The 26,704-nt window shown below is 72.9% G+C and carries 25 protein-coding genes and 2 tRNA genes; 14 read left to right on the top strand and 13 right to left on the bottom strand.

Annotation, left to right across the window (positions count from 1 at the left end; genetic code table 11):
- The first annotated feature begins 258 nt into the window (after positions 1-258).
- On the top strand, positions 259-2,112 hold the full coding sequence (locus tag CUT83_RS05220) for a putative bifunctional diguanylate cyclase/phosphodiesterase (RefSeq protein ID WP_240957682.1): 1,854 nt from the start codon (positions 259-261) through the stop codon (positions 2,110-2,112).
- Here the strand turns inward: CUT83_RS05220 and CUT83_RS05215 are convergent.
- From CUT83_RS05215 to CUT83_RS05205, 3 genes are all read right to left on the bottom strand, one after another.
- Positions 2,082-3,236, bottom strand: coding sequence for an LLM class flavin-dependent oxidoreductase (locus CUT83_RS05215; RefSeq protein WP_101254671.1), 1,155 nt, complete (start codon positions 3,234-3,236; stop codon positions 2,082-2,084). The genes CUT83_RS05220 and CUT83_RS05215 overlap by 31 nt on opposite strands.
- A gap of 76 nt (positions 3,237-3,312) precedes the next feature.
- Positions 3,313-4,116, bottom strand: coding sequence for a maleate cis-trans isomerase family protein (locus CUT83_RS05210; RefSeq protein ID WP_101254749.1), 804 nt, complete (start codon positions 4,114-4,116; stop codon positions 3,313-3,315).
- 121 nt (positions 4,117-4,237) lie between these two features.
- Positions 4,238-5,182, bottom strand: a complete 945-nt coding sequence (locus CUT83_RS05205; protein WP_101254670.1) for a maleate cis-trans isomerase family protein — start codon at positions 5,180-5,182, stop codon at positions 4,238-4,240.
- Between the two features lie 235 nt (positions 5,183-5,417).
- On the opposite strand from CUT83_RS05205, the gene CUT83_RS05200 reads away from it, so the two are divergent.
- The gene (locus CUT83_RS05200) at positions 5,418-6,422 is read left to right on the top strand and encodes a D-2-hydroxyacid dehydrogenase (protein ID WP_101254669.1); all 1,005 of its coding nucleotides are present in this window, start codon (positions 5,418-5,420) and stop codon (positions 6,420-6,422) included.
- Positions 6,419-7,978 (top strand): amidase, encoded by a 1,560-nt coding sequence (locus CUT83_RS05195; RefSeq protein ID WP_101254668.1) that lies wholly within the window; start codon positions 6,419-6,421, stop codon positions 7,976-7,978. The genes CUT83_RS05200 and CUT83_RS05195 overlap by 4 nt, the downstream gene beginning before the upstream one ends.
- Here the strand turns inward: CUT83_RS05195 and CUT83_RS05190 are convergent.
- The gene (locus CUT83_RS05190; protein WP_101254667.1) at positions 7,959-8,459 is read right to left on the bottom strand and encodes a DUF3830 family protein; all 501 of its coding nucleotides are present in this window, start codon (positions 8,457-8,459) and stop codon (positions 7,959-7,961) included. The genes CUT83_RS05195 and CUT83_RS05190 overlap by 20 nt on opposite strands.
- A gap of 133 nt (positions 8,460-8,592) precedes the next feature.
- On the opposite strand from CUT83_RS05190, the gene ehuB reads away from it, so the two are divergent.
- From ehuB to CUT83_RS05165, 5 genes are all read left to right on the top strand, one after another.
- The gene (gene ehuB, locus CUT83_RS05185; RefSeq protein WP_101254666.1) at positions 8,593-9,549 is read left to right on the top strand and encodes an ectoine/hydroxyectoine ABC transporter substrate-binding protein EhuB; all 957 of its coding nucleotides are present in this window, start codon (positions 8,593-8,595) and stop codon (positions 9,547-9,549) included.
- Positions 9,546-10,301 carry an ectoine/hydroxyectoine ABC transporter permease subunit EhuC gene (ehuC, locus tag CUT83_RS05180; protein ID WP_165869382.1) on the top strand — a complete coding sequence of 252 codons (756 nt, stop codon included), beginning with the start codon at positions 9,546-9,548 and terminating at the stop codon, positions 10,299-10,301. The genes ehuB and ehuC overlap by 4 nt, the downstream gene beginning before the upstream one ends.
- A complete protein-coding gene (gene ehuD, locus CUT83_RS05175) occupies positions 10,298-10,948 on the top strand; it encodes an ectoine/hydroxyectoine ABC transporter permease subunit EhuD (RefSeq protein WP_101254665.1) in 651 nt (216 codons plus the stop codon). The genes ehuC and ehuD overlap by 4 nt, the downstream gene beginning before the upstream one ends.
- Positions 10,938-11,753, top strand: coding sequence for an ectoine/hydroxyectoine ABC transporter ATP-binding protein EhuA (ehuA, locus tag CUT83_RS05170; RefSeq protein WP_101254664.1), 816 nt, complete (start codon positions 10,938-10,940; stop codon positions 11,751-11,753). The genes ehuD and ehuA overlap by 11 nt, the downstream gene beginning before the upstream one ends.
- Before the next feature lie 220 nt (positions 11,754-11,973).
- A tRNA-Lys gene (locus tag CUT83_RS05165) sits at positions 11,974-12,047 on the top strand.
- 67 nt (positions 12,048-12,114) lie between these two features.
- Here CUT83_RS05165 and CUT83_RS05160 read toward each other — a convergent pair.
- Positions 12,115-12,762 (bottom strand): nucleoside/nucleotide kinase family protein, encoded by a 648-nt coding sequence (locus CUT83_RS05160; protein WP_240957685.1) that lies wholly within the window; start codon positions 12,760-12,762, stop codon positions 12,115-12,117.
- A 113-nt stretch (positions 12,763-12,875) separates the two neighbouring features.
- On the opposite strand from CUT83_RS05160, the gene CUT83_RS05155 reads away from it, so the two are divergent.
- A tRNA-Lys gene (locus tag CUT83_RS05155) sits at positions 12,876-12,949 on the top strand.
- A gap of 77 nt (positions 12,950-13,026) precedes the next feature.
- On the opposite strand, the gene CUT83_RS30015 is transcribed toward CUT83_RS05155, so the two are convergent.
- The 5 genes from CUT83_RS30015 to CUT83_RS05135 all read right to left on the bottom strand — a co-directional run bounded on the left by CUT83_RS30015 (position 13,027) and on the right by CUT83_RS05135 (position 17,068).
- Entirely contained in the window at positions 13,027-13,179 is a 153-nt protein-coding gene (locus CUT83_RS30015) for a hypothetical protein (RefSeq protein ID WP_158238967.1), read from the bottom strand.
- Positions 13,180-13,357: 178 nt separating this feature from the next.
- A complete protein-coding gene (locus CUT83_RS05150; protein ID WP_101254663.1) occupies positions 13,358-14,080 on the bottom strand; it encodes a class F sortase in 723 nt (240 codons plus the stop codon).
- Between the two features lie 20 nt (positions 14,081-14,100).
- A complete protein-coding gene (locus CUT83_RS05145) occupies positions 14,101-14,850 on the bottom strand; it encodes a hypothetical protein (protein ID WP_101254662.1) in 750 nt (249 codons plus the stop codon).
- Positions 14,851-15,009: 159 nt separating this feature from the next.
- Positions 15,010-15,789: an HAD-IIA family hydrolase gene (locus tag CUT83_RS05140; RefSeq protein ID WP_101254661.1), complete on the bottom strand. Its 780-nt coding sequence runs from the start codon at positions 15,787-15,789 to the stop codon at positions 15,010-15,012.
- A gap of 76 nt (positions 15,790-15,865) precedes the next feature.
- Entirely contained in the window at positions 15,866-17,068 is a 1,203-nt protein-coding gene (locus tag CUT83_RS05135; RefSeq protein ID WP_240957701.1) for an ROK family transcriptional regulator, read from the bottom strand.
- Between the two features lie 128 nt (positions 17,069-17,196).
- Between CUT83_RS05135 and CUT83_RS05130 the strand changes: the two genes are divergently transcribed.
- On the top strand, positions 17,197-18,285 hold the full coding sequence (locus CUT83_RS05130; protein ID WP_101254659.1) for a Gfo/Idh/MocA family oxidoreductase: 1,089 nt from the start codon (positions 17,197-17,199) through the stop codon (positions 18,283-18,285).
- Positions 18,286-18,329: 44 nt separating this feature from the next.
- On the opposite strand, the gene CUT83_RS05125 is transcribed toward CUT83_RS05130, so the two are convergent.
- On the bottom strand, positions 18,330-19,685 hold the full coding sequence (locus CUT83_RS05125; RefSeq protein WP_101254746.1) for a DUF445 domain-containing protein: 1,356 nt from the start codon (positions 19,683-19,685) through the stop codon (positions 18,330-18,332).
- Between the two features lie 294 nt (positions 19,686-19,979).
- Here CUT83_RS05125 and CUT83_RS05120 point away from each other — a divergent pair, with 294 nt between their 5' ends.
- Together CUT83_RS05120 and CUT83_RS05110 are read left to right on the top strand one after the other, a co-directional pair.
- Positions 19,980-21,290 (top strand): SGNH/GDSL hydrolase family protein, encoded by a 1,311-nt coding sequence (locus tag CUT83_RS05120; protein ID WP_420882393.1) that lies wholly within the window; start codon positions 19,980-19,982, stop codon positions 21,288-21,290.
- 341 nt (positions 21,291-21,631) lie between these two features.
- Positions 21,632-24,058 carry a transglycosylase domain-containing protein gene (locus tag CUT83_RS05110; RefSeq protein WP_101254656.1) on the top strand — a complete coding sequence of 809 codons (2,427 nt, stop codon included), beginning with the start codon at positions 21,632-21,634 and terminating at the stop codon, positions 24,056-24,058.
- A gap of 125 nt (positions 24,059-24,183) precedes the next feature.
- Here CUT83_RS05110 and CUT83_RS05105 read toward each other — a convergent pair whose 3' ends face one another.
- Together CUT83_RS05105 and CUT83_RS05100 are read right to left on the bottom strand one after the other, a co-directional pair.
- Positions 24,184-24,486, bottom strand: coding sequence for a GroES family chaperonin (locus CUT83_RS05105; RefSeq protein WP_093850016.1), 303 nt, complete (start codon positions 24,484-24,486; stop codon positions 24,184-24,186).
- A gap of 76 nt (positions 24,487-24,562) precedes the next feature.
- Positions 24,563-24,886, bottom strand: a complete 324-nt coding sequence (locus CUT83_RS05100) for a DUF3618 domain-containing protein (RefSeq protein WP_101254655.1) — start codon at positions 24,884-24,886, stop codon at positions 24,563-24,565.
- 208 nt (positions 24,887-25,094) lie between these two features.
- Here CUT83_RS05100 and bcp point away from each other — a divergent pair, with 208 nt between their 5' ends.
- Positions 25,095-25,562 (top strand): thioredoxin-dependent thiol peroxidase, encoded by a 468-nt coding sequence (gene bcp, locus CUT83_RS05095; protein ID WP_101254654.1) that lies wholly within the window; start codon positions 25,095-25,097, stop codon positions 25,560-25,562.
- A gap of 133 nt (positions 25,563-25,695) precedes the next feature.
- On the top strand, positions 25,696-26,697 hold the full coding sequence (locus CUT83_RS05090) for an HNH endonuclease signature motif containing protein (RefSeq protein ID WP_101254653.1): 1,002 nt from the start codon (positions 25,696-25,698) through the stop codon (positions 26,695-26,697).
- Positions 26,698-26,704: the final 7 nt, after the last annotated feature.

Genomic DNA, 26,704 nt, shown 5'->3' with positions numbered 1-26,704 from the left:
AGACCCCACAGGATCACAGTGCGTAACAATCGGTCATCATCGGTCGCCCGCGGGAAGTTGCCGCGCAGGAACGATCAGCCGCTCGAAAATGCGTCCCAGGGGTCCGCCGCACGGATCCGGAACACTCCGCGCGACACTGGCTCGGCCGCCCGATAAGCCTCTATGATCGGCACATTTCCAGGGCGGAAACCCCCACGAAGACCACCGGCCCGCCGCCCGGGCCACCTACACGAGACGAGTCCCCCGCGGGAGCGATCGGTGAATGGACCACTCGACGGACCGGGCAGGAAACCGGGTGACAGTCCGGGCACGACGACGCCCGCCGTGACCGAGAGTGACGGTCCCGCGGACCTCCGGGCGCCCGCGCCTCCCGGCCCTCCCCCAGGCGGCCCTCCCCTCGGCGGCCCTCCCCTCGACCCGGCGGACTACCGCACCGCCTTCGAGGCCGCCGGTCTCGCGATGGCGGTGATCGACGGCGAGGGGCGCGTCCTGGCCGCCAACCACGCGCTCGGGCAACTGCTGGGCTCCCCCGCCGCCGAACTCGCCGGCACCCCCGTCGCCGCCCTGACCGGGCTCGGCATCGACGACCGGACCCGCGACGAGTGCCAGGCAGTGCTGGAGGGGCGCAGCGACTTCATGAGCTGCACCCGCCGCCTCAAGCACGGGGACGGCCGCTCGGTGTGGGCCAGGGTCACCGTGGTCCCCACCGGCGGACCGGCCGCGCGGTCCGGGCGGTGCCGCGGCGCCGCCCTGCTGTCCGTCGCCGACATCAGCGAGCGGTGCGACCTCCAGGAGCGGCTGCGCCATCTGCAGATGCACGACCCGGTCACCGGACTGCCCAACCGGTCCCTGTTCTTCGAGCGGCTGTCCACCGTGCTCACCGAGTCCACCACCGGCCGGGTCGGGCTGTGCTACCTGGACCTGGACGGCTTCAAGGCCGTCAACGACACCCTCGGCCACCGGGTGGGCGACCGGCTGCTGGACGCGGTCGCCGACCGGCTGCGCCGGTGCGCCGAGCCGGGCGGGCATCTGGTGGCGCGGCTGGGCGGCGACGAGTTCGCCCTGCTCGCCGAGGCCTCCACCGGCACCCAGCCGCTGACCGAGCTGGCCGAGCAGGTGCTCGCCGCCCTCCAGCAGCCGTTCGACCTGTCCGGTCAGCGGCTGGCGGTCTCCGCCAGCATCGGAGTGGTGGAGCGGCCCGCCGCCGGGACCACCGCCACGGAGCTGATGCAGGCCGCGGACACCACGCTCTACTGGGCGAAGGCCGACGGGAAGGCCCGCTGGACGCTCTTCGACCCCGAGCGCAACGCCAACCGCATGACCCGCCAGGCGCTGTCCAGCACGCTGCGTCCGGCGCTGGAGCGCGGCGAGTTCGCGCTGGAGTACCAGCCGATCGTCTCCCTGCACGACGAGACGATCACCGGGGTGGAGGCCCTGGTGCGCTGGCGTCATCCGCGGCTCGGCACGCTCGCCCCCAACCGGTTCATCGGACTGGCCGAGGAGAACGGCGCCATCGTGCCGCTGGGCCGCTGGATCCTGGCCGAGTCGTGCCGCCAGGCCCGCCGCTGGCAGCTGGAGCAGCCCGGCCGGCCGCTGTACGTCAGTGTCAACGTGGCCGTGCGGCAGGTGTGGGACTCGGATCTGGTGGCCGACGTCGCGGCGATCCTGGAGGAGACGGGGCTGCCGCCGGGGCTGCTCCAGCTGGAGCTGACCGAGTCGGCGGTGATGGGCTCGGCGGGACGGCCGATCAAGGCGCTCCAGGCGCTGTCCGACATGGATGTGCGCATCGCGATCGACGACTTCGGCACCGGCTACTCCAACCTCGCCTACCTCAGCAGGCTCCCGGTGCGCGGGCTGAAGCTGGACGGAACGTTCGTCCGCGGCTTCCGCACCGCCCGCTCCCTCAACCCGGCCGACGAGACGATCGTCACCTCGCTGGTGCAGCTCGCCCACAACCTCGGGCTGACGGTCACCGCCGAGTGCGTCGAGGGCCCGGCCCAGGCCGACCGGCTGCGGCGGATCGGCTGCGACACCGGCCAGGGCTGGCACTACTCCAAGCCGGTGCCGGCCGACCGCATCAGTCAGTTGCTGGTGGCGGACGGCAGCCCGTAGGCGTCGGCGATCAGCCCGTAGCTGCGCAGCCGGGCCCGCGCCCCGTGCGACTGCGAGGTGATCATCAGCTCGTCGGCTCCGGTGCGCCCGGCCAGCGCGTCGAGGCCGTCGCGCACCTGCCCCGGCGTGCCGTACACCACGTTGGCCAGCCAGCCGCGTACGAAGTCGCGCTCCAGCTCGCCCATGCCCCGCTCGTACTCCTCGGCCTCCTCGGGCGTGGGCACCAGGCCGGGGCGCCCGGTGCGCAGCCGCAGCATCGACAGCGCGCCGGTCATCACCTGGCGGTGCGCCTCCCCCTCCTCGTCCGCGGCCAGGGCCGAGACGCCGATCAGGGCGTACGGCTCGTCCAGCACGTCCGAGGGACGGAAGGAGGAGCGGTACAGCTCCAGGGCGGGAAGGGTGTTGGCCGCCGAGAAGTGGTGGGCGAAGGCGAAGGGCAGGCCCAGGCTCCCGGCGAGCTGCGCGCTGAAGCCGGAGGAGCCCAGCAGCCACACCGGCGGCCGGTTCGCCGCCTGCACCCCGCCGGGCACGCTGCCCTGGACGGGGCCGGGGACGGCGTGGATACGGGCGTAGGGGTGGCCGTCGGGGAAGTCGTCGTCGAGGAAGCGGATCAGCTCGGCGAGCTGCCGCGGGAAGTCGTCGGCCGCCTCGTGCGGCCGGTCGGTGCGGCGCAGTGCGGCGGCCGTCGCCCCGTCGGTGCCGGGGGCGCGGCCCAGGCCCAGATCGACACGGCCGGGGGCGAGCGCCTCCAGGGTGCCGAACTGCTCGGCGATCACCAAAGGCGCGTGGTTGGGCAGCATCACGCCGCCCGAGCCCAGGCGTATGGAGGCGGTGTGGGCCGCCAGGTGGGCCAGGATGACGGCGGGCGAGGAGCTGGCCACCCCGGGCATGGAGTGGTGCTCGGCGACCCACAGCCGGTGGTAGCCCCGGCTCTCGGCGAGCCTGGCGATCTCCACGGAGGTGCGCAGGGCGTCGGTGGCGGTGCGGCCGGCGCCGACGGTGGCCAGGTCGAGAACGGACAGCGGGACGGGGGCGGTGCCCTGCGCCGTGCTCCTGACCGGGTGGCCGCCCTGCCCGCCCGGCTGTCCGCCGTTCCTCGCCTCCGCGTCCTTGACCGGGTCCATCGCGGGCTGCCTCCTCGTGGTGCGTGCGGCGCGGAACGTCCGCGCCGCAGGAGCACAGCCCGTACGGACCGCCCGTTTATTCCCGCGACAGCAGCGGCTCCGCGAGCGCCCGGCCGTCGAACAGCGCCCCCAGCGCCGGGCAGGAGACCGTGCGGTCCAGCAGGCGCAGCCCCTCCCAGACGGTGACCTGGTTGGCGGTGAGCACCGGCTTGCCCAGCGCCGCCTCCAGCTCTGGGAGCCAGGCGGCGGTGTGCAGGGCGGTGTCGGGCAGCAGTACGGCCTGGGCGTCCGGGTGGTCGCCCGCACGGGCCAGCGCGAGCACCTCCTCGCGGCCCCAGGTGCCGACCTCCGCGGCGGTGACGATCCCGGCGCCGCACACCGACACCACCTCGGCGCCCGCCGCCTTGAGGAAGGCCCTGAAGTGCTCGGCCACGTCATCGGGATAGGTGGCGGCGACGGCGACCCGCTCGGCCCCCAGCGCCCGTACGGCGTGGGCGAAGGCGAAGGAGGTGCTGGAGGCGGGCAGCGCCGCGGCCGAGGACAGCTCGCGCACCTGCTCGTGCGCCCCGTCCCAGCCGAAGACGAAGCTGGCGCTGGTGCAGGCCCACACCACCGCCTGCGCGCCGTGCTCGCACAGCCGGCCGACCTCGGCCGACAGGCGGGCGGTGGAGCCCATCTCCAGCAGCGCGTCCACACGGTGCGCGTCCTCGCCGATGTCGGTGTGGACCAGCGGCAGCCGGACGGAGCCCGCGGCCCCGCCGAGGATCGCCTCCAGCCGGGGGTACTCGTCCTCGGCGGAGTGGCCGGGGTAGAGGAAGCCGACGACGTCCGCCGTCCGGACCGCCCGTTCCGCGTCTGCCGCCGGGTCCGCGTCCTCCATCCGGGCCGTCCCGTCCGTCCCGTCCGTCCGGTCCATCCGGTCCTCCTCTTCCTCGGTCTCCTGCTCGGTCTCTTCCTCGGTGGTGATGCCGTTCCCGCGGCGGCGGCGCCGCGGCGCGGGGTCACAGGGGCGGCAGTCCGCCCAGGTCGTCCGGAAAGGGCGGCGGCTCCACGCCCTCGGCCGCCTCCGGTTCGGCCCCGGCCACCGCGGGCTCCGGCTCGCGCTCGGCCGACGGCCCGGGCAGTCCCGCGAGGTTCCCCGACTCCGTCGCGCCGTCCGGGGTTACGGGCGGCCCCGGCGGCAGGGACGACATGGAGGCCGGGCCGCGCCGGGCCACGGGGTCGAGCAGCGCCTGGTAGGGGCCGACCGCTTCCTTGCCGATGCGGCGCAGCGCCGACCAGACGGTGACCTGGTTGGCGGAGAGCACCGGCATCCGCAGCTCCGCCTCCAGCTGCGGAATCACGTCGTAGGTCGGCAGGTTGGTGCAGCTGATGAACAGCGCGTCGGGCGCGTCCACCACGGCCTCGCGGGCCATGTCCACCACGTCCCGGTACGGCACCCGCCAGATCTCCCGCGTCAGCCCCAGGTAGCTGCGGCCGGTGACCTCGATCCCGGCCTCGCCCAGAAAGGCCTCCAGGGAGTCGGTCACCGACCTGGTGTACGGGGTGACGACGGCGACCCGCCGTGCGCCGAGTTCCTCCAGCGCCTCCAGCAGTGCGCCCGAGGTGGTGAGGGAGGGGACCTCTCCGGAGAGCTCCATGGCCGCGCACATGGCCCGCTCCCCGACCGCGCCGCCCACGAAGGAGCCGGAGGTGCAGGCGTACGCCACCACTTCCGGCGCCACCGCGCACAGCGCCTGGACGGCCTCCCGCAGCGTCTCGTGCTCGCTGACGAGCCGGGCCAGGTCCAGGCTCACCTCGACGGGGACGAACGGAGTGCGGGTCAGATGGAGGGAGACGTCGTCGGGGATCCACCGCCACAGTTCGCGGTCGAGTGCGAAGTCGAAGGGGGCGACGACACCGACTCCGCGCTGCGGATGCGGACCGCCGAGGAACGAGACATCCATGAGCACCCCTTGAAGAGGGTAGGGGCGGCCAAGGGCCGTTGACGGGAGAAAAGCCGGCGCGAGAGAGCCGGGACGCCGGGACAGATGCCTTCGTTGACGAAGGTAGTTACAGGTCCCTACCGTGGTCAATCCTTCCGTCCATCCGTGCGTCCGTACGGTGCTCCGGATCTCTTCGGGCCGGACCCAATACTTCTCCTTCCTCGTTGCCCCCTCGTTGCGAAACGGTTTTCCGCCCATGTCAGAAACCACTGTTCCGGCCGGCGTCCCCACTCTCGGTGTCCTCGGCGTTCCCGGCGTCGATCCGCCGGACCTGGAGCGCATCTCGGGGCGCGCCCGGGTGGAGTACGCCGACGAGGGTTCGCTGGCCGCCCTGCTGCCGGCCGTGGACGCGCTGCTGGTCTGGGACTTCACCTCCGACGCCGTACGCCGCGCCTGGCCCGGTCCGGGCCCGCGGCCGGGCTGGGTGCACACCGCGAGCGCCGGGGTCGACCGGCTGCTGGGCTGTCCGGAACTGGTCGCCTCGGAAACGGTGATCACCAATGCGCGGGGGGTCTTCGACCGGCCCATCGCCGAATACGTGGCAGGTCTCGTCCTGGCTTTGGCCAAGGATTTCCACGGCAGTTGGGAATTGCAGCGGCAGCGGCGCTGGCGGCACCGGGAGACAATGCGGCTGGCCGGAACTCACGCGATTGTCGTAGGTTCGGGACCCATCGGCCGGGCAATCGGTCGAACACTTATGGCACTGGGTGTCGAAGTGGAACTCGTGGGGCGCAGGGAGCGGCCCGCGGACCCGGAATTCGGCCGAATTCACGCCGGCGGAGCGCTCGGCGCCCTCCTCCCCTCCGCCGACTGGGTCGTGTGCGCGGCGCCCCTGACCGAGTCGACCACCGGGATGTTCGACGCCGCCGCCTTCGCCCGGATGAAGCCGACGGCCCGTTTCGTCAACGTCGGGCGCGGCGCCCACGTGGTGCAGGAGGACCTGGTCGAGGCACTGCTCTCGCACCGGATCGCGGCGGCGGCGCTGGACGTCTTCGCCGACGAGCCGCTGCCCTCCGACAGCCCGCTGTGGGACGTCCCCGGCCTGCTGGTGTCGCCGCACATGAGCGGCGACACCGTCGGCTGGCGCGACGACCTCGCCCGGCAGTTCTGCGACAACTTCGACCGTTGGACGGCGGGCGAGCCCCTGTTCAACGTCGTGGACAAACAGCTCGGCTACGTCCCGGACAGGAGCACGCCATGACCGGCACCACCGAACCGGCCGGCCCCACCGGCCTGACCCACCCGAACGGACCCGCGGACCCGAGCGGCCTCACGGGCCTGACCGCCGCCCGGCTCGTGAAGGGCTACGCCCGCGGGGAGTTCACTCCCGTGGAGGTGGCCCGCGCCGTGCTGGAGAGGTCCGAGCACATCCAGCCGGTGGTGAACGCGTTCGTCCGGCTCGACGCCGAGGCGGCGATGGAGCAGGCGCGGCAGTCCGCCGGCCGGTGGCGGCGCGGTGAGCCGGCCGGCCTGCTGGACGGGGTGCCGGTGTCGGTGAAGGACATCCTGCTGCTGCGCGGCGGACCGACGCTGCGCGGCTCGTGGACCGTCTCCGCGGACGGCCCCTGGGACGAGGACGCACCCTCGGTGGCGCGGCTGCGCGAGCACGGGGCGGTGTTCACGGGGAAGACGACGACACCGGAGTTCGGCTGGAAGGGCGTCACCGACAGCCCGCGGCACGGCGCGACGGGGAACCCGTACGCCCCGGGGCGCACCGCGGGCGGTTCCAGCGGTGGCAGCGCGGCCGCGGTGGCACTGGGGGCCGGGCCGCTGAGCCTTGGCACCGACGGCGGCGGCTCGGTGCGCATCCCGGCGTCCTTCTGCGGGATCTTCGCGCTGAAGCCGACGTACGGGCGGGTGCCGCTGTACCCGGCCAGCGCCTACGGGACGCTCGCGCACGTCGGCCCGATGACCCGCGACGCGCGGGACGCGGCGCTGCTGATGGACGTGATCACCGGCCCGGACGCCCGCGACTGGTCTCAGCTCGGGCCGGTGCCGGGCAGCTTCCGCGACGGCCTGGACGGCGGGGTCGCCGGCCTGCGGGTGGCCTACTCCCCCGACCTCGGCGGCCGGGTGGAGGTGGACCGGGAGGTCGCCGCCGCGGTGCGGCGGGCCGTGGAGGCGCTGGAGGGGCTGGGCGCACGGGTGGAGGAGCGCGACCCGGGTCTGCCCGACTGCCTGGAGGCCTTCCACACCCTGTGGTTCAGCGGCGCCGCCCGGGTGACCCAGCACCTGGACCCCGAGCGGCGCGCGCTGCTGGACCCGGACCTGCGGGAGGTGTGCGAGCAGGGCGCGGCCCGCAGCGCGCTGGACTACCTGGCGTCGGTGGACGTGCGGATGTCGATGGGCCGGCTGATGGGCGCCTTCCACACGGAGTACGACCTGCTGGTCACCCCGACGCTGCCGGTCACCGCCTTCGAACTGGGCGGCGAGGTGCCGCCGGGCTCGCCGTACACCCGCTGGACGGGATGGACGCCGTTCACCTACCCGTTCAACATGACCCAGCAGCCCGCGGCGTCCCTGCCCTGCGGGGTGGACGGCGGCGGGCTGCCGATCGGGGTGCAACTGGTGGGCGCGCGGCACGCGGACGCGCTGGTGCTGCGCGCCGCGCACGCGCTGTACGAGGCGGGGGCCGCCGATGTTCCGCCGCCCCCGGCGCTCGCGTCCGGCTCCGCGTCCGGTGCCGCGCCCGGCTCTGCTTCCGGCTCCGCGTCCGGTGCCGTGCCCGGCCCGGTCCCTAGGCCCGCCGGAAGCTGAGGCTCTCGCCCAGGGCCCCGGCCCGCCACAGGTCCTGGCAGGCGTCGGCCATCCGGTCCAGCCCGTCCACCACCGCCCCCCACACGATTCCGGGGACCCAGCCGGCGTCGCCGTTGATCAGCAGGTTGTTGCGCTCGTAGAACAGGGCCAGGTCCACCACGGTCGGCCGGCCCCGGTGCCCCGCCTCCGCCTCGTACCCGTAGGAGGAGGTGCCGAGCTGGACGTCGGTGAAGGTGAAGTAGCACAGGTCGCCGGGGATGGGCGTGATGGTGGGGTTCTCCAGCGGCGGCTCGGCCGGGGCGAACGTGGGCAGGAGTGTGTAGATCTCGTTGCGCGCGTACTTGGCGTGGTAGACGTCGCCGCCCAGTGGAAGGGCGTTCCACACCGCCTCGCAGGTGATGGGCGCGCGGTCGTCGAGCAGTCTCGCCGTGCAGCTCACCCCCCGCTTGTCGAGTGATACTTCGATGAAACGGTCTGCCATTTCGGCTCCTGTCCGTCGATTTCCCTCCCAATACTGACGCAGCGACCGGGCCCGGCCGTCAACACCGCAACGGCCGCATCAAGGGCTGGAAACGGCGGGCATATTTTTCGTTGATCGGGGTAGTGGCGCGCCCATGGCTCCACCACAAGGGAACGAGACAGGAAAATCAGGTACAGGCGACGGCCTCGATAACCGGACGAGACCCGTCCGGGGGATAAGCCGCCGCGCGATGCTGGCGGGCCTGGGCGCGCTGGGCGCGGCGGGCACGATCGGAGTGGCCGGATGCAGCCGGGTGCCCGACGCCGGGGAGGCCGGCGAGGGCAACCTGCTGGAGCGCATCAGGGCGCAGAACACCGTGCGGGTGGGCATCGCCGGCGAGGTCCCCTACGGATACATCAACGACCAGGGCGAGTTGACCGGTGAGGCGCCGGAGATCGCGAAGGTCATCTTCAATCGGCTGGGTGTGGAGAACGTCGTCCCCGTTCCGACCGAGTTCGGTTCGCTGATTCCGGGACTCCGCTCGCAGCAGTTCGATGTGGTCTCCGCGGGCATGTACATCAACCCCCAGCGCTGCGAACAGGTGATCTTCGCCGACCCCGAGTACGTGATGCTCGACGCGTTCATCGTCCCCAAGGGCAACCCGAAAGGGCTGAACAATTACGAGGACATCGTCCGCACCGGCGCCAGGATGGCCACCGGCACCGCGTACGCCGAGATCGACTACGCGGTCGCGGCCGGCGTCCCCCGCGGCGAGATGCTGATCCTGCCCGACCAGGTCGCCGGGCTGGCGGCCGTCGAGCAGGGCCGGGCCGACGTCTTCGCCGGCACCTCGCTGACCGTCCGCCAGGTGACGGAGGGCAGCAACCGGGCCGAGGCCACGGAGGCCTTCCAGCCCATGGTGGACGGCGAGCCGGCGATCGGCGCGGGCGGCTTCGCCTTCCGGCCCAGCGCCACCGTGCTGCGCGACGCGTTCAACCGGGAGCTGCGCAAGCTCAAGGAGAGCGGTGAGCTGCTGGAGATCATGCGGCCCTTCGGTTTCTCCGAGGACGAGATGACCGACCTGACCGCGAAGGAGCTGTGCGCATCATGACCTGGGGCCTGTGGGAGTCCTACATGCTGCCCGGCATCTGGATCACCATCCAGGTGACGGTGTACAGCGCCGCGCTGGCCGCGGCCGTCTCCTTCGTCGTCGGAATCCTGCGGTCCTCCCCGCTGTGGATCGTCCGGTTCCTGTCCGGCGCCTACTTCGAGATCTTCCGCGGAGCCTCGGCGCTGGTGTTCATGTTCTGGCTGTTCTTCGCGCTGCCGATCGCCTTCGGCTGGCAGCTCGTCCCGATGTGGGCGGGTGTTCTGGCGCTGGGCCTGACCTACGGCGCGTACGGTTCGGAGGTCGTACGCGGCGCGCTGGCCGCGGTCTCCCCCGCCCAGCGCGAGGCGGGGATCGCGCTGAGCTTCACCCGTATGCAGCGGCTGCGGCGCATCGAGCTGCCCCAGGCGTGGCCGGAGATGGTCCCGCCCTTCAACAACCTCGCCATCGAGCTGCTGAAGGGCACCGCGCTGGTCTCGGTCATCAGCGTGGCCGACATGACCTTCGCGGCGAACCTGATCCGCTTCACCACCAACGAGAGCGCGCCGATCTACACGCTCCTGCTGGTGATGTACTTCGTCCTCGCCTTCCTCATCACCCGCGGCATGCGGCTGGTGGAGCGGAAGGCCAAGGCCGGGATCGGGCAGGCGCCGCCGCCGGGCGGCGGACTGCTGGGCGGTCTGCGCCGCCGGACGAAGGCGGCCGACCCCGTCACCGGGACGGCCGGAGCGGGCACCCCGGGGGGTAATCAGTGAACTGGAACTGGGACGTCGTCGACGACTTCATGCCGCGCTTCTGGGACGGGGTGCTCGTCACCCTCCAGGCGCTGGTGCTGGGGTCCCTGCTGGCCTTCACCCTCGGTCTGGTGTGGGCCATCGCGCAGCGCTCCTCCAAGGCGTGGGTCCGCATGCCGGTGACCGCGGTCACCGAGTTCATCCGCAACACCCCGCTGCTGGTGCAGCTGTTCTTCCTCTTCTACGTGGTGCCCGAGTGGGGGCCGGCCATGTCCCCGCTGATGACGGGTGTGATCGGCCTCGGCCTGCACTACTCGACCTACACCGCCGAGGTCTACCGGGCCGGCATCGACGGTGTGCCCAAGGGGCAGTGGGAGGCGGCCACCGCGCTCAGCCTGCCGCCGGTGCGCACCTGGACGGCCGTGATCCTGCCGCAGGCCATCCGCCGCGTGGTTCCCGCGCTGGGCAACTACGTCATCGCCATGCTGAAGGACTCGCCGCTGATCGCGATCATCGGCGCCTTCGAGATGCTCGGCGAGGCACGCGCCTACGGCTCCGAGACCTTCCGGTTCCTGGAGCCGATCACCGTCGTCGGTATCGCCTTCATCCTCATCGCCTACCCGGCTTCCCTCCTCATCCGAGCCCTGGAGCGTCGTCTTGTCCGCTGACACCCCGCGTGAGAACGCCACCACGAGTACCGCCGCGGACGGCCGCGAACTGATCCGCTTCGACAAGGTGACCAAGCGCTTCGGCGACCACGTCGTCCTGGACCAGCTGGAGTTCAGCGTCTCCGCCGGAAAGCACGTCACCCTCATCGGCCCCTCCGGATCGGGCAAGACCACGATCCTGCGGCTGCTGATGACCCTGCTCAGGCCCGACGAGGGCGTCATCACGGTCGACGGCGACCACCTCACCCACGAGGAGAAGGGCGGCAGGCTCGTCCCCGCGGGCGAGAAGCACACCCGCGAGGTGCGCAAGAAGATCGGCATGGTCTTCCAGCAGTTCAACCTCTTCCCCAACATGAAGGTGCTGCGCAACATCACCGAGGCACCCGTCCACGTGCTGGGCATGGGCAAGGACGAGGCCGAGCACAAGGCGCGCGAGCTGCTGGAGAAGGTGGGGCTGACCGAGCACATCGACAAGTACCCCTCCCAGCTCTCCGGCGGCCAGCAGCAGCGCGTGGCCATCGCCCGCGCGCTGGCCATGAGCCCGAAGGTGCTGCTGCTGGACGAGGTCACCTCCGCGCTCGACCCGGAGCTGGTCGCCGGGGTGCTGGACGTCCTGCGCGACATCGCGCACACCACCGACATCACCATGCTGGTGGTCACCCACGAGATGAACTTCGCCCGCGACATCTCCGACGACGTGCTGATGTTCAACGAGGGCAAGGTGATCGAGTCCGGCCCGCCGGAGAAGATCTTCAACGACCCCGACCACGAGCGCACCAGGGAGTTCCTGGGCGCGATCCTCTGAGGAGGACCCTTCCGGGGGCGCGCCGCCGCGCCCGGCCCTCCCGTCCGCCCTCGGACATGTTCCGGAGAGCGGGCGGGGGCCGGTGTTCCGTGCGGGGACGGCGTACGGCCGCCGACCGCGCCGGGCGCGTGGTCGGGAGCACCGCGGGGAGCGGGTAGTATGGTTGCCGACAGCGCGCTCCGCCAGGTCGCCACGAGATCACCGGAGTCGCTGCCCGCAGGCGCCGCTAGCTCAGTTGGTTAGAGCAGCTGACTCTTAATCAGCGGGTCCGGGGTTCGAGTCCCTGGCGGCGTACAGCAGGAGAAGGGCCCCTCGCACCACGCGAGGGGCCCTTCTCCTCTCTCTCCTCATCGGCGTCCCGTCACTGTCCCGACCAGTGGAACGACAGCTTCACACACGCCGACGTCCTCGACGCCTCCACGATCTCCGCGTTGGGCATGTCGTTGGACCGGACCCACTCCCGGGCCTCCCCCGCGGTGCGGCCCCCGGCCGTCTGCCGCTCCACCAGCCTGCGGCGGCGCTCCTCCGCGGACGCCTCCACGTACCACAGCTCGTCGATCGACCCGCGCGCGTCCGGCCAGCCGGGCAGGTCACAGGCCAGGTAGTTCCCCTCCGTCACCACCAGCCGGACCCCGGGGCGCACCACATGGCGGGCCGCCACCGGCTCGTCCAGCGTCCGGTCGAAGTCGGGCACGTAGACGTCGTGGTCCGGCTCCAGGACCAGGCGCCGCAGCAGGGCGGCGTACCCGTGGACGTCGAAGGTGGGGGGCGAGCCCTTGCGGGCGGCCAGGCCCAGCCGGTCGAGCTGGGCGTTGGACAGGTGGAAGCCGTCCAGCGGGACGTACGCCGCCGCGTCCGCCCCGTACCGCCCGCACAGCCCCGCCACCAGGGCCTCGGCCAGGGTGGACTTGCCCGCGCCGGGCGGCCCCGCCAGGCCGAGCACGGCCCGCCCGCCCCGCGCGCGGGCCGTCAGCCGCCGGGCCCGGTCCATCAGCTCACCGGTTCGCATGACCGGAAACCTATCCCCCTCGGCCCGGACGGAGCACCGCGCGGTGTCGGGTATGCTGGTTCCCGCAGTTCGGCACCGATCGGCACACACCGTGCGGATCACCGCCCCTGCGGGCGCCGCTAGCTCAGTTGGTTAGAGCAGCTGACTCTTAATCAGCGGGTCCGGGGTTCGAGTCCCTGGCGGCGTACCTCTTCGATCCGGGCCCCACCGCCTCCGCGGTGGGGCCCGGACGTGTCTCACGGCGCGCCCTCGCGCGGTCGCTCCTCAGTCGATGCCCCGGCAGATGTGCGGCTCGCACTCGTCGTCGTCGCCGTCCCCGGCGAGACGCAGCAGCGGGGGCGGTGAGACCGGCAGCTCGTCGAGGGCCCGCGGCACGGCGGGCGGGGCGTCGGCTTCCGGTTCAGCTGTGTCATACATGGCGCAGCGACAGCCTTCCGTGTCCTGGGGATCTCGGCGTCCGAGTACCGCGTCTCCCCTCTCTTCAATCCCGGGCGGGCGGGGAACGCAACCGGTTCCGGCCGGAGGTTCACCCCGGTGACCACAACGACCGGGCCGGGCGGCGGTTGCGCACACGGCTCAATCCGCGCGGGGCCGCTCACCGCGCCCGGCCCGCGCCGCCGGCCCGGCCGGTGTCCGCCCCGGTCCCGGAGCGGACACCGGTCAGATACGCCGAGACCACCAGATTGGCCGTGTAGGAGCCGCTGGCCCGGTCGAAGGCGCCGGTGCAGGTGATCAGGCGGAGCTCGGCACGTCCGGGGCGGCGGGCGCCGTAGACCTCGTGCGGGTCGAAGTCGGCCCGCTCGGCGATCGCCACGTCCTCGACGGTGAACTCCGCGGTCCTGCCGTCGTCGCGTGCGACGCGTATCCGGTCCCCGGGGCGCACCGAGGGCAGGCGCTGGAAGACCGCCCCGCCGGTGTCGGTGTCCAGATGGCCCACCAGCAGCGCCACTCCCTCCGCTCCGGGCGTCGGACCGTCGGCGAACCAGCCGACGGCGTCGGCGGAGTCCATCGGCGGGGGCTCCACGGCGCCCTCGCGGTCGAGCCCCCGCTCGATGATCCGCGCGTGGACGCCGATGGTGTCGATGTCGATGCGCCGGGGCTGGGCACCGGGCAGCGGCGCGTGGCCGAACTCGCCGCCCGGCGCCCGGTCGGACGCCGGGGCCCCCGCCCGCGCCTGCTCCGGCGGCCGGACGGCGGGGTCGGTCAGCTCCCTCGCCCACAGCCACAGCCCGAGCAGCAGCACCGCCCACACCGCTACCACCGCCAGCCGGGAGGCGCAGCCCGTGCGCGGCTCACCGCCCGGGACGTCGTCGTACACGGCCGTCGCCGCCGGCCGGCTCAGCGGTCGGATTCGGAGCGGGACCGGCGGCGCAGCGCCGCGGCCCGCCAGAGGACGGCCAGGGTGGCGGTGCCCGCCAGCCCGGCGCCCAGGGCGGTGTGGAGGGCGCTCGGTCCGGCTTCCCCGCCCTCGTCGCCGGCCGCCTTCGCGGTGCCGCCGCCGCCGGCCGGCACGGGGGCGACCGGGCTCACGGCCGGGTCGGTGGCGCGGTGCGAGGGGCTTCCGGAGGCCGGGCCGGACCCGAAGTGGTGCACGGTCACCCGGCCGGCGATCTTCACGCCCATGCACTCCACCGTGATCCGGTACTCCCTGGGCTCGGCGTCCGAGCGGATGACCGCCTCGCCGCGCAGCCCGCCGCGGTCGGCGCCGGGGGACAGCAGCGCGTCGGCGACGAACGCCTCGGAGCGGGCGGTGGCGACGGTGCCCTCGCAGGACACGGCCCACAGTTCGATCTCGGTGCCGGGGCGGACCTTGGCGGGGGTCACCCGTACCGTCACCTCCGGCGAGCCGGACCGCCCCGTACCGGAGGTCTCAGGGCTGGGTGGGCGGGAGACACCGGAGCTGGGTGGGCGGGAGACACCGGAGCTGGGTGGGCGGGAGACACCGGAGCCGGGGCTCTCGGCGGCCGCCGCGGGGGCGGCGAGGGCCGTGAGGGCGGCGAGTCCGGCGGGAGGGGCCGCCGCGGCGCAGACGGCGAGCGCCGCGGCGAGGACGCTCGGAGCGGGTCGTACGGTGCGGAAGATGCCCATGTCGAACCTCCGGGTCGGTACTCCCGAAGATCCGCCGCGCCGCGCCGCGCCGCATCCCGGCGCCGCCCCGCGCTGCTCCGTTCGAGCGCGCCCGGGGGCGGACGGGGCGGGGACGGACGCGGCGCGGGGCGGCTCGGCGCGGGGCGGCGCCGGGGCTGATCAGATCCGTTCGACGAGGTCCGCGATCGAGTCGGCGACCGTCGAGGGCCGGAAGGGGAAGCGGTCCACTTCGGCCGGCCGCGTCAGCCCGGTGAGGACGAGGAAGGTCTCCATCCCGGCCTCCAGCCCGGCCAGCACATCGGTGTCCATCCGGTCGCCGATCATCGCGCTGGACTCGGAGTGGGCTCCGATGACGTTGAGCCCGGCCCGCATCATCAGCGGGTTGGGCTTGCCGACGAAGTAGGGCTCGCGCCCGGTCGCCTTGGTGATCAGCGCCGCGACCGACCCGGTGGCCGGCAGCGCGCCCTCGGCGGACGGGCCGGTCTCGTCGGGATTGGTGGCGATGAACCGCGCACCGTCGTTGATCAGCCGGATCGCCTTGGTGAGCGCCTCGAAGCTGTAGGTGCGCGTCTCGCCGAGCACCACGTAGTCGGGGTCGGTGTCGGTGAGGATGTAGCCGATGTCGTGCAGCGCGGTGGTCAGCCCGGCCTCGCCGATGACGTACGCGGTGCCCTCCGGGCGCTGTTCCTCCAGGAACTTGGCGGTGGCCAGGGCGGAGGTCCAGATGTTCTCCACCGGGACGTCCAGGCCCATCCGCTTCAGCCGGGCGTGCAGGTCGCGGGGCGTGTATATCGAGTTGTTGGTCAGCACCAGGAACGGCTTGCCCGACTCCCTCAGCCGCTTGAGGAAGGCGTCGGCCCCCGGGATCGGCACTCCCTCGTGGACGAGGACGCCGTCCATGTCGGTCAGCCATGACTCGATCGGCTTGCGCTCCGCCATTGGTCACTCCTGCCTGTCACAACGCACATCGGGGCGTGGCGGCGGCACCACGCTGTGCTGCGCCGACGCCCTCAGACTAGCCACTGTCCGCCGGACCCGACCCCGTCTTTCCGGGGCCGGGTCCGGGACCGCCCGACCGGTCCCGGCCGGGGCCTTGCGGTCTCGTTCCCGGTTCGAGCCGGCCGAAGAGCGGCGCGAGGACCAGATGCGCCGCGCCGCGGGCTACCAGCCGCGCGCCGCCGGGGGCGACGGACACCGGTACGGCCCGGCCGTCGGTGCGCGCGGCCCGGGCCGCCAGTACCCGCTCCACACCCGCGCGGTACGGCTCCGGGTCGGCCAGCACGGTCCGGCCGCCGAGCACCACGCGGTCGACGTCCAGCAGCCCGGCCAGCCCCGCCGCCCCGGTGCCCAGTACGCGGGCGGCCTCCGCGGTGTCGCCCCGGGCGACGGCCGCCAGGCACAGCGCCTCCAGGCAGCCGCGGTCGCCGCACCCGCACTCCGGGCCGTCGAGCAGCACCACCTGGTGGCCGAACTCACCGGCCCCGGTGCGCGTGCCCCGGTACAGCGCCCCGCCCAGCACGAGCCCGGCGCCCAGCCCGGTGCCCAGGTGCAGATACGCGAACGAGGCGCCCTTGGCCCCCTGCCCGCCGCACAGGGCGAGCCCGAGGGCCGCCGCGTTGGTGTCCTTGTCCAGCGCGACGGGCAGCCCCAGCCGCCGGGACAGCGCCTCCCGCAGCGGGTGGCCGTCCCAGTGGGGGAAGCCGGTCACCCGCCGCAGCACTCCCGTGCGGTGGTCCAGCGGTCCCGGACACGCCACCCCGACGCCCAGCGGACGGCCGCCGCGTCCGGGACCGTCCGGCAGTCCGGGACCGTCCGGCAGTCCGGGACCGTCCGGCAGGGCGCGCACCGCGCCGGCCGCCGCGTCCAGCACCGCCTCGCGGGGCGCGCCCAGGTCGAAGGAGGCCCGGTGCGCCGCGACCACGCCGCCCTGCAGATCCACCAGGACGGCGGTGACCTCATCACGGTCCAGGTGCAGACCCACCGCGTGGCGCGCGTCGCGCACCAGGCGCCACAGGGTGCGCGGCTTGCCTCCGGTGGAGGGACGGCGCCCCGCCCGCGCCACCAGTCCCGCCTCCCGCAGCCGGGCGGTGATCTTGCTGACGGCCTGCGGGGTCAGCCCCGCGGCCTCGGCCAGTTCGGGCCTGCTCGCGCCCGCCTCGCCCGCCGCGCGCAGCAGATCCAGAACGAGTGCGGCGTTGTGGCCGCGCAGGGCCGGCAGGTCCGCGGCCGCCGGGGAGGCGGCGAGGCCGGGGGAAACGGCGGGGACGGAACCGGGGGAGGCAGGGGTCACGGATCCATTCTCGCGCCCGCTTGCACTTCGGAAACGCTGTTGCCAAAGTGGGCGCCATGAACGCCGCCTCCCCCGCCGCCCCGGTCCCCAACCCCCTGCGCGTCGGACTGATCGGTTACGGCCTGGCCGGCTCCGTCTTCCACGCACCGCTGATCGCCGCCACCGACGGCCTCGTACTGGACACCGTCGTCACCTCCTCCCCCGAGCGGCGGCGGCAGGCCCGTGCCGAGCACGGCGAGGGGCTGCGCACCCCCGCCAGTGCCGGCGAGCTGTTCGCGCGCGCCGGTGAACTCGACCTCGTCGTCGTCGCCTCCCCCAACCGCACCCACGTCGAACTGGCCACCCGGGCCCTGGAGGCCGGACTGGCCGTCGTCGTCGACAAACCGCTGGCGGCCGGCGCCGCCGAGGCCGAGGAACTGGCCGGCCTCGCCGAGCGCCGAGGACTGCTGCTGTCGGTGTTCAACAACCGCCGCTGGGACAGCGACTTCCTCACCCTGCGCGACCTGCTGGCCGAGGGCGCGCTGGGCGAGGTGTGGCGCTTCGAGTCCCGCTTCGAGCGGTGGCGCCCGAACCTCAAGGGCGGCTGGCGCGAGTCCGGCGACCCCACCGAACTCGGCGGACTGCTGTACGACCTGGGCAGCCATGTGGTGGACCAGGCGCTCACCCTCTTCGGCCCGGCGGTCTCCGTCCACGCCGAGTCCGACGCGCGCCGCCCCGGCGCCGAGGCCGACGACGACACCTTCATCGCCCTCCACCACGCCTCGGGCACCCGCTCCCACCTGTGGGTCAGCTCCACCGCCGCCGCCCTCGGCCCCCGCTTCCGGGTGCTGGGCAGCCGGGCCGCCTACGTCAAGTACGGCCTCGACCCCCAGGAGGACGCCCTGCGCGCCGGCGCCCGCCCCACCCCCGGCGAACCCTGGGGCGCGGAGGCGGAGTCCGCCTGGGGCACCCTGGGCGCGGCGGACGACGTACGGCCCGTGCCGTCCCGCTCCGGCGACTACCCCGCCTACTACGCCGCCGTCGCCGCCGCCCTGCGCGAGGGGGGCGAGCCCCCGGTCACCGCACGGGAGGCGGCCGAGACGCTGCGGGTACTGGAGGCGGCCCGCACCTCCGCGGCCGAGGGCCGCACCGTGCGGCTCGGCTGACAGGACGGCTCGGCCGGCGGGACGGCTCGGCCGGCGGGCGGGCCTCAGCCGCCCAGCGCGTGGGCGACGGTGTGGATCGCCAGACCCGCCAGCGCACCCACCACCGTGCCGTTGATCCGGATGAACTGCAGGTCGCGGCCGATGTGCGCCTCGATCTTGCGGGAGGTGTGCTCGGCGTCCCAGCCCTCGACCGTCTCGGTGATCAGAGAGGTGATCTCGCTCCGGTAGGTGGTGACGACATGCGCCGCCGCCCCCTCGATCCAGCCGTCGACCTTGCCCCGCAGCCCGCCGTCCCCCGACAGCTTCGCGCCCAGCGACAGCAGCGAGGCACGGGCCCGCAGCCTCAGCTGGCTGCGCTCGTCCCCGGCCGCCGCCACCACCATGGCCCGCACCGCCGACCAGGCCGAGGAGATCAGCTCCTGCACCTCGTCGCGGTCCAGGATCTCCGACTTCAGCCGCTCCACCCGCGCCCGGGTCTCGTCGTCGGACTGCAGGTCGGCGGCGAAGTCCCGCAGGAAACGGTCCAGCGCCTCGCGCGCCGGGTGGTCGGGCATGTCCCGCATCTCCGAGACGAAGCGCAGCAACTCCCGGTAGACGCGCTCGCCGACCTTGCGGTCCACGAAACGCGGCGTCCACCCCGGCGCCCCGCCCGCCACCGCGTCCATCACCGAGTCGCTGTGCCACACCAGCCAGTCGTGGGCCCGTGAGACCACCAGATCCACGACCCGGGCATGGCCGCCGTCGGCGACGATCCGCGACAGCATCCGGCCCAGCCCCGGCGCGATCTCCTGCGCATGGGCGCGCCGGGTGATCGCCTCGCCCACCACCGCCTGCACATCGTTGTCCCGCAGCACGGCCAGCGCCCCGCGCAGCGCGGTGGACAGCTCGGCCGTCACCCGGTCGGCGTTGGCCGGCCTGGCCAGCCAGACGCCCAGCCGGCCGCCGATGTCCACCGAGCGCAGCTTCCGCCGCACCACCTCCTCGGACAGGAAGTTCTCGCCGACGAAGTCGCCCAGACTGCGCCCCAGTTGGTCCTTCTTGTTCGGGATGATCGCGGTGTGCGGGATCGGCAGCCCCATCGGCCGCTTGAACAGCGCGGTCACCGCGAACCAGTCGGCCAGCGCGCCCACCATGCCCGCCTCGGCGGCGGCCGCCACATAGCCGGCCCAGGCACCCGCCCCCGCCCGCTGCGCCCAGGTGGCCAGCGCGAACACCAGCGCCGCCAGCAGCAGCGCACCGGTCGCGATGGCCTTCATCCGGCGCACCCCGCGGCGCTTCTCCTCGTCGGCCGCCGTGAAGGCCACCGGATCGAACGCCGCCCCGGCCGGTGCCCGGGGGCCCGCCGGCCGCCCGCTTCCGGAACCCTGGGCGTTCTTCCCGTCCGTCGTCGTACGCTCCATCGTCTCCACCCGTCCGCGCCGTCCCCGGCCGCAATTGTCGCAAGCGGCCTCCGTCCCGACGGGACCGAACACCGAACGCGCCGCCCGCGTCCCGCACCGCGAACGCGGCCGCCCCCTCCCCCCCGGGGGCCCGGCCGCCTCACGTCCTTTCATCGATCGCGTAACAGGCGGGGCCACCCGGCGGGAACACGCCTGCCGCCATGGGATCATGGGAAAACCGCCGATCACTTCGCACACCTGGGCCCGCACCGCCCGAGGGGGGACTCTTTCCGTGTACGAGCGAGGCTGCCGCCCGTGAGCAAGAACATGGGATACGCCCTGCTGGCAGGGCTCGCGGCCGTCGTGGTCCTGATCTCCGGAGCCGTGTTCGTCGGCGCCGGCGTCAGAGGCGCGGCCCCGGACACCGCCGCCCCACGAGGCGGGGAGAACGCCGCTCCGGCCTCCTCCGGAGCCTGGGTGGGCACCTGGTCCGCCTCACCCGCCTCCGCCGAGCCGAACGCCCCGAACGGCTACCCGGACGCCTCCCTGCGGAACGTGGTGCACACCTCCGTCGGCGGCAGCGCCGCCCGTGTCCGCTTCTCCAACCTCTTCGGCACCCGCCCGCTGACCATCACCCACGCCACCCTCGCCCTGGCCGCCGAGCCCAGCAGCCCCGCCGCCGCGCCCGGCAGCATGCGCAGGCTGACCTTCGGCGACCGAAGCGAGGTGACCGTCCCGGTCGGCTCCGCCGTCACCAGCGACGCGGTACGGCTGAACGTGCCCGCCGCCGCCGACCTGCTCGTCACCCTCTACTCGCCCACCGGCTCCGGCACCGTCACCCACCACCCCCACGCACGCCAGACCAGCTATCTGGCCCGCGGCGACCGGGCCGACGACACCACCGGCACCCCCTACACCGAGCAGACCGCCTACTGGCGGCATGTGACCGCCGTGGACGTGTGGACGAACGAGACCGAGGCCGCCGTCGTGGCCCTCGGCGACTCCATCACCGACGGCGTCACCTCCAGCCCCGGCGCCAACCGCCGCTGGACCGACTTCCTCGCCGACCGGCTGCGCACCGAGCGCGGCGCCCCCCGCTACAGCGTCCTCAACCAGGGCATCAGCGGAAACCGGGTCCTCCTCGACGCCTCCCCGACCGACCTCAAGAACGGGCCCAGCGCCCTGAACCGGCTGGAGCGGGACGTGCTCTCCCGCACCGGCGCCGAGGTCCTGGTCGTCCAGCTCGGCATCAACGACATCCTCAAGACGCCCCAGCAGACCGACCCCCGCAGGATCGTGGACGGCCTGGAACGGATCACCCAGCACGCCCACCGGCGCGGACTGCGGGTGATCGGGGCGACCCTGATGCCGTTCGGCGGGCACCGCAAGCACAACGCGCGCCTGGAGGCCGTACGGCAGCAGGTCAACGAACAGATCCGCCGCGGCGGCGTCTTCGACGCGGTCGTCGACTTCGACGCGGCCCTGCGCGACCCGGCCGCCCCGCAGCGGCTCCTCCCCGTCTACGACTCGGGCGACCATCTCCACCCCAGCGACAGCGGCTTCCGCGCGATGGCCGGAGCCCTGGACCTGGACCTCCTCAAGGGCGCCTCACCGGCCAGGCTCTGACCGGCCCCGAACCCTGCCCCGGCTCCCGAACCCGGCCCCGGAACCCGGCTCCCCGGCCCTGACCGACACGAGCCGGGCCCGCCCGGCCCACGGCATCCACCCGGCGGTCGCCCGGCACCCTCACGGGTGATGGCGGAGCGTGACGGCCCCGCCACCGCACACCCCCGAAGCCCGGCGGCCCGGCCCCGCCGGGCACACGCGTACACCTCCACCGGTACCGCGCACCCCACCGCGGGAGTCACCTGCCCTCGCTCACCGGAGTGGACGGTGCCAGAGTGTCCTACGGGTCATTCCGCCATAAAACGGAATGGGCAAGCCATACCGACAAGGAGACCGCGGTCATGAGCGAGGAACCCGAGGAGCCGAACAACAGCGGGGAGCAGCAGCCGGCCGCCGGACCGCGCCGGTCACCCGTCAAGCGGAGGATCCTGGCCGCCGGCATCCTGGTCACCCTGGTGGCGACAGGCGGGCTGATCACCGGCTACCTGCTCGTGGACATCCCCGACCCCAACTCCGCGGCGACCGCCCAGAACAACGTCTACCTCTACTCCGACGGCACCCAGTTCGCCCGCGACGGCGACGTCAACCGCCAGAACGTCCGGCTCGACGACATCCCCGAACCCACCCGGCACGCCGTACTCGCCGCCGAGGACCGGGACTTCTACCACCAGCCGGCCATCGACGTCACCGCCATGATCCGCGCGGGCTGGAACATGCTCCAGGGCGAGGGCAAGCAGTCCGGCTCCACCATCACCCAGCAGTACGTCAAGAACTACTACCTCGACCAGGAGCAGACCCTCACCCGCAAGGCCAAGGAACTCTTCATCGCCCTCAAACTCGACAACCGGGTGAGCAAGGACGAGATCCTGACCGGCTACCTCAACACCAGCTACTTCGGCCGCAACTCCTACGGCATCCAGGCCGCCGCCCAGGCCTACTACGACAAGCACGCCTCCGACCTCACCACCGCCGAAGGCGCCTACCTCGCGGCCCTCCTCAACTCCCCCAACCTCTACGACGTCGCCGCCCACCCCGAGAACAGGAAACGCGCCGTCGCCCGCTGGAAGTACGTCCTCAACGGCATGGTCAAGGAAGGCTGGCTCAAACCCCGCGAACGCGACGCCATGGCCTTCCCCGAGCCCCGCGACCCCCAGCGCCCCTCGGCCCTGGCCGGCCAGCGCGGCTACCTCGTCGAAGCCGTCAACACCCACCTCACCGAGAGGGGCATCCTCGACGAACAGGAACTGGCCAGGGGCGGCCTGCGGATCACCACCACCATCGACCGCGCCAAACAGGACGCCCTGGTCAAGGCCGTCGAGAAGGAACTCCTGTCCAAACTCGGCGACGAACGCGAAGAGGACTCCTACGTCCGCGCGGGCGCCTCCTCCATCGAACCCCGCACCGGCGAGGTCCTCGCGATGTACGGCGGCATCGACTACATCCAGCAGTACGTCAACAACGCCACCCGCCGCGACTACCAGGCCGGCTCCACCTTCAAGCCCATCGTCTACGCCTCCGCCGTCCACCACCGCGCCAAGACCCGCGGCGGAGAACTCATCGGCCCCAACACCACCTACGACGGCGCCAGCGGACGCACGGTCATCGGCGCCGGCGGCCCCACCAAGTGGGCCCCGCACAACCAGGACAACGTCAGCTACGGCTCGATCCCCGTCACCACCGCCATGAACAAGTCGGTCAACGCCGTCTTCGCCCAGATGGGTGCCGACGTCGGCCCCGAGAGGATCAAGAAGACCGCCGTCGCCCTCGGCCTCTCCCCCGACACCCCCAACATGGCCGAGTCCAACGCCTCCATCTCCCTGGGCACCGCCACCCCCAGCACCCTCGACATGGCCCAGGCCTACGCGACCCTCGCCAACCACGGCGAGCGCGTCGACCACACCCTCGTCAAGAAGATCACCCGCAACGGCGAGAGCATCCCCGTCCCCGAGCCGGAAACCGGACAGGCCGTCTCCCGCCAGGCCGCCGACTCCACCACCGCGGTACTGCGCGAGGTCGTCAAGACCGGCACGGGCAGCCGTGCCAAGGCCCTGGGCCGCCCCGCCGCCGGCAAGACCGGCACGGCGGAGGAGAACGAGGCCGCCTGGTTCGCCGGCTACACCCCCGACCTGGCCACCGTCGTCGCCGTCATGGGCCAGGACCCCGAAACCGGCGGCCACAAGTCGCTGTACGGCGCCGCCGGAATGCCCCGCCTCAACGGCTCCGACTTCCCCACCCTCATCTGGACCGCCTACACCACCGAGGCACTGCGCGGCACCCCCGTCAAGAACTTCGAACTCAAGCCCGGCAAGAACCGCCTCCCCAAGGCGTCACCCAGCCCCTCCGGCAGCACCGACCCGTCCGGCGACCCCGACGCCCCCGGGGAGGAGCCCACCCCGGTCGACGGCTCCGAGGAGGCCCCGGACACCTCCGCCACCGGCCCCGGCCGGGAGGACGCCGAGAACACCGGAGGCGGCGGGGACGACAGGGACGACAGGGACGGCGGGGACTACGGGGACGACGGCGCCAACGGCGAACGCGCCCCGGAGAAGACCGGAAAGACCGGAAAGACCGAGAAGGACCGCGAGAAGGACCGCGAGAAGAACCGCGGGAAGAAGGCCGGGGACGACGAGAAGCAGCAGGGGAAACCCGCCAAACCCTCCGGCGGGACGGCGGACGGCAAGAACCCCGGCGAGGCCCCCTCCCCCGCCCCCGAGGCCAAGGCCTCCCCCGAGGGCTCCCCCGAAACCTCCGCCGCACCCCGGCCCTGAGACCGAACGGCCGGAGCCGACAGCACGAAGGGCCCCGCGGCACATCCGCGGGGCCCGCCCGTACGGCCGCCGCCCCTCCCCGGGCGCGACCCCACGGCCCCGGCGCTACAGATACAGCCCCGACGCTACAGATACAGCCCGGTGGAGTCCTCCGCCCCCTGCAACCGCTCGGCCGCCACCGCATGCAGATCACGCTCGCGCATCAGCACGTACGCGACCCCGCGCACCTCCACCTCGGCCCGGTCGGCCGGGTCGAACAGCACGCGGTCACCGGGCTCCACCGTGCGCACGTTCTGCCCGACGGCGACCACCTCGGCCCAGTTCAGCCTGCGGCCGACCGCCGCCGTCGCGGGAATGACGATGCCACCGGAGGACCGGCGCTCGCCCTCGGGAATGTCGGTACGCACCAGCACCCGGTCGTGCAGCATCCGGATGGGCAGCTTGTCGTGGTGGGACGTCTTGGAACTCACGGCAGAACCGTATCCCAGCCCGCCTCCGCCCCGCTCAGCGACGGCGACGACGCCGGGACGACACCACCAGCAGCCCGGCCACCCCCGCCACCACCAGCGCCACCGGCACGACCCGCGCCGCCCGGGGGCGGCCCTCCTCGTCCGTGAACCGGTCCCGCACATCCGACAGCGCGTGGTTCACCGCGACATACGCCCGGCCCGCGGTGCGGTCCACGGCCGACGCCGCCCGCGCCTTCACACCGTCGGCGATCGTCCTCGGGTGCACCCGCACCGCCAGCTCGTCCAGCGTCTCGGCGAGCTCCCGCCGCCTGCGGACGATCTCCGCCTCGATCTCCGCTGGGGTCCTGGCTTCCGACACCGCACTGCCTCCGTCGTCTCATCCGTCTCATCCGCCCCACCCGGGCCGCCGTGCACCGGGAACCCGGCCACCGGACAGTCTGGCAGTTCCCTCACCTCCGATGCCCCGCGCCACCCCCGTCACACCCCGTGGCTAGGCTTTCGAACCGATAACGGCCCCCGACGACGGCCCCGACCACGGGACCGCGAGCCCCGCCCGAGGAGTACCGATGAGCGAGCGACTGCAACCCGGCGACACCGCCCCGGCCTTCACCCTGCCCGACGCCGACGGCAACCCCGTCTCGCTCTCCGACCGCGCCGGACGCAAGGTGATCGTCTACTTCTACCCCGCCGCCCTCACCCCCGGCTGCACCAAGCAGGCCTGCGACTTCACCGACAACCTCGACCTCCTCGCCGGCGCGGGCTACGACGTGATCGGCGTCTCCCCCGACAAGCCGGAGAAGCTCGCGAAGTTCCGCGAGAAGGAGAACCTCAAGGTCACCCTCGTCGGCGACCCGGAGAAGAAGGTACTGGAGGCCTACGGCGCCTTCGGCGAGAAGAAGATGTACGGCAGGACCGTCACCGGCGTCATCCGCTCCACGGTGGTCGTCGACGAGGAGGGGAAGGTCGAGCGGGCGCTGTACAACGTCAGGGCCACCGGCCACGTCGCCAAGCTCATCCGGGACCTCTCCCTCTGAGGCCACCGGACCCCCGTCACCGCCCGGCCCCTCCCCCCTGCGTGACCTCCCGGCACGCCGTTCGTTGACCAGTGCGAGTCCGCGACAGAAGACCGAACGACCACGGCGCGGACGGTCCGCAGGGGGAGGAACCATGACCAGCCCGTACACCCGCGAATCACTCGCCGACGCTGTCGCCCGCTCCTCGACATGGGCGCAGCTCATGCGCGAACTGGGGATGGAGGTCAGTGGAGGCAGACGCCGCACGCTCCAGAGGCTGGTGGCCGAGTACGGCATCGACACAGGTCACTTCAGGCAGCAGAGCCCGTGGCGGAAGTACACCGACACGGCGATCGCCGAGGCTGTCGCCGGTTCGAGCACGCTGCGCGAGGTCGTCACCAAGCTCGGTGCGACACCCGCGACGGGGACGCTCTCCCACATCCGGCGCCGTATCGCAGCCGCCGGAATCGACACCAGCCACCTCCCCGCGCTGAACCGCCCCCGGATCGACCTTCCGTTCGCGCCCGAGGAGGTGAGGCAGGCGGCGGCCACCGCCACCAGCATCCGTGCCCTGGCGCGTTCCCTGGGTCTCGGCGACGACAGCGCGTCGCGTGCCGCACTGCGCCGGATGCTCACCGAACTGGACGTCGACGTCTCGCACTTCTCCCACGCGCAGGTTCTCATCGCCGAAGCACCACTCCGCGCTGCCGTTTCGAGCAGCACAAGCTACGCCGAAGTCATGCGCTCACTGAACCTACCGGTCAACGACGCGAACCACCGACGAGTACATCGGCATGTGGTGCGCCTCGGGCTGGAGACCTCCCACTTCAAGCGACGTACACGACGTGAGGTCCGACCGAAGACACCGAAACGGATCGCCGGGGAGGTACTGCGGGTGCACCCCGCAGACGCTCCTCGGGTAAACCGTGCCCGGTTGCAACGGGCCTTGGAGGAGATCGGCATGCCCTACCGGTGCACAGGATGCGGTAACTCGGGAGAGTGGCTCGGAACAGCAATGACTCTCCAGATCGACCACATCAACGGCGACTGGCACGACAACCGTCGGGAGAATCTTCGCTACCTGTGCCCAAACTGTCACGCGATCACAGAGACGTGGTGCGGCCGTAACAAACGTTCCGCGAACAGGCGCGGATGACCTTCCC

This window comes from Streptomyces barkulensis (genome assembly GCF_002843305.1).
GTDB classification, from domain to species: domain Bacteria; phylum Actinomycetota; class Actinomycetes; order Streptomycetales; family Streptomycetaceae; genus Streptomyces; species Streptomyces barkulensis.
The sequence above is the reverse complement of the archived record's forward strand: the minus strand, read 5'-3'. Positions and strand labels throughout refer to the sequence as shown.

Excerpts from the sequence above, each read along its gene's own strand:
- CUT83_RS05215 (WP_101254671.1), bottom strand. The coding sequence starts at position 3,236 with ATGGACCCGGTCAAGGACGCGGAGGCGAGGAACGGCGGACAGCCGGGC.
- CUT83_RS05210 (WP_101254749.1), bottom strand. The coding sequence starts at position 4,116 with ATGGAGGACGCGGACCCGGCGGCAGACGCGGAACGGGCGGTCCGGACG.
- CUT83_RS05205 (WP_101254670.1), bottom strand. The coding sequence starts at position 5,182 with ATGGATGTCTCGTTCCTCGGCGGTCCGCATCCGCAGCGCGGAGTCGGT.
- CUT83_RS05200 (WP_101254669.1), top strand. The coding sequence starts at position 5,418 with ATGTCAGAAACCACTGTTCCGGCCGGCGTCCCCACTCTCGGTGTCCTC.
- CUT83_RS05195 (WP_101254668.1), top strand. The coding sequence starts at position 6,419 with ATGACCGGCACCACCGAACCGGCCGGCCCCACCGGCCTGACCCACCCG.
- CUT83_RS05190 (WP_101254667.1), bottom strand. The coding sequence starts at position 8,459 with ATGGCAGACCGTTTCATCGAAGTATCACTCGACAAGCGGGGGGTGAGC.
- ehuB (WP_101254666.1), top strand. The coding sequence starts at position 8,593 with ATGGCTCCACCACAAGGGAACGAGACAGGAAAATCAGGTACAGGCGAC.
- ehuC (WP_165869382.1), top strand. The coding sequence starts at position 9,546 with ATGACCTGGGGCCTGTGGGAGTCCTACATGCTGCCCGGCATCTGGATC.
- CUT83_RS05160 (WP_240957685.1), bottom strand. The coding sequence starts at position 12,762 with ATGCGAACCGGTGAGCTGATGGACCGGGCCCGGCGGCTGACGGCCCGC.
- CUT83_RS30015 (WP_158238967.1), bottom strand. The coding sequence starts at position 13,179 with ATGTATGACACAGCTGAACCGGAAGCCGACGCCCCGCCCGCCGTGCCG.
- CUT83_RS05145 (WP_101254662.1), bottom strand. The coding sequence starts at position 14,850 with ATGGGCATCTTCCGCACCGTACGACCCGCTCCGAGCGTCCTCGCCGCG.
- CUT83_RS05140 (WP_101254661.1), bottom strand. The coding sequence starts at position 15,789 with ATGGCGGAGCGCAAGCCGATCGAGTCATGGCTGACCGACATGGACGGC.
- CUT83_RS05130 (WP_101254659.1), top strand. The coding sequence starts at position 17,197 with ATGAACGCCGCCTCCCCCGCCGCCCCGGTCCCCAACCCCCTGCGCGTC.
- CUT83_RS05125 (WP_101254746.1), bottom strand. The coding sequence starts at position 19,685 with ATGGAGCGTACGACGACGGACGGGAAGAACGCCCAGGGTTCCGGAAGC.
- CUT83_RS05110 (WP_101254656.1), top strand. The coding sequence starts at position 21,632 with ATGAGCGAGGAACCCGAGGAGCCGAACAACAGCGGGGAGCAGCAGCCG.
- CUT83_RS05105 (WP_093850016.1), bottom strand. The coding sequence starts at position 24,486 with ATGCTGCACGACCGGGTGCTGGTGCGTACCGACATTCCCGAGGGCGAG.
- bcp (WP_101254654.1), top strand. The coding sequence starts at position 25,095 with ATGAGCGAGCGACTGCAACCCGGCGACACCGCCCCGGCCTTCACCCTG.
- CUT83_RS05090 (WP_101254653.1), top strand. The coding sequence starts at position 25,696 with ATGACCAGCCCGTACACCCGCGAATCACTCGCCGACGCTGTCGCCCGC.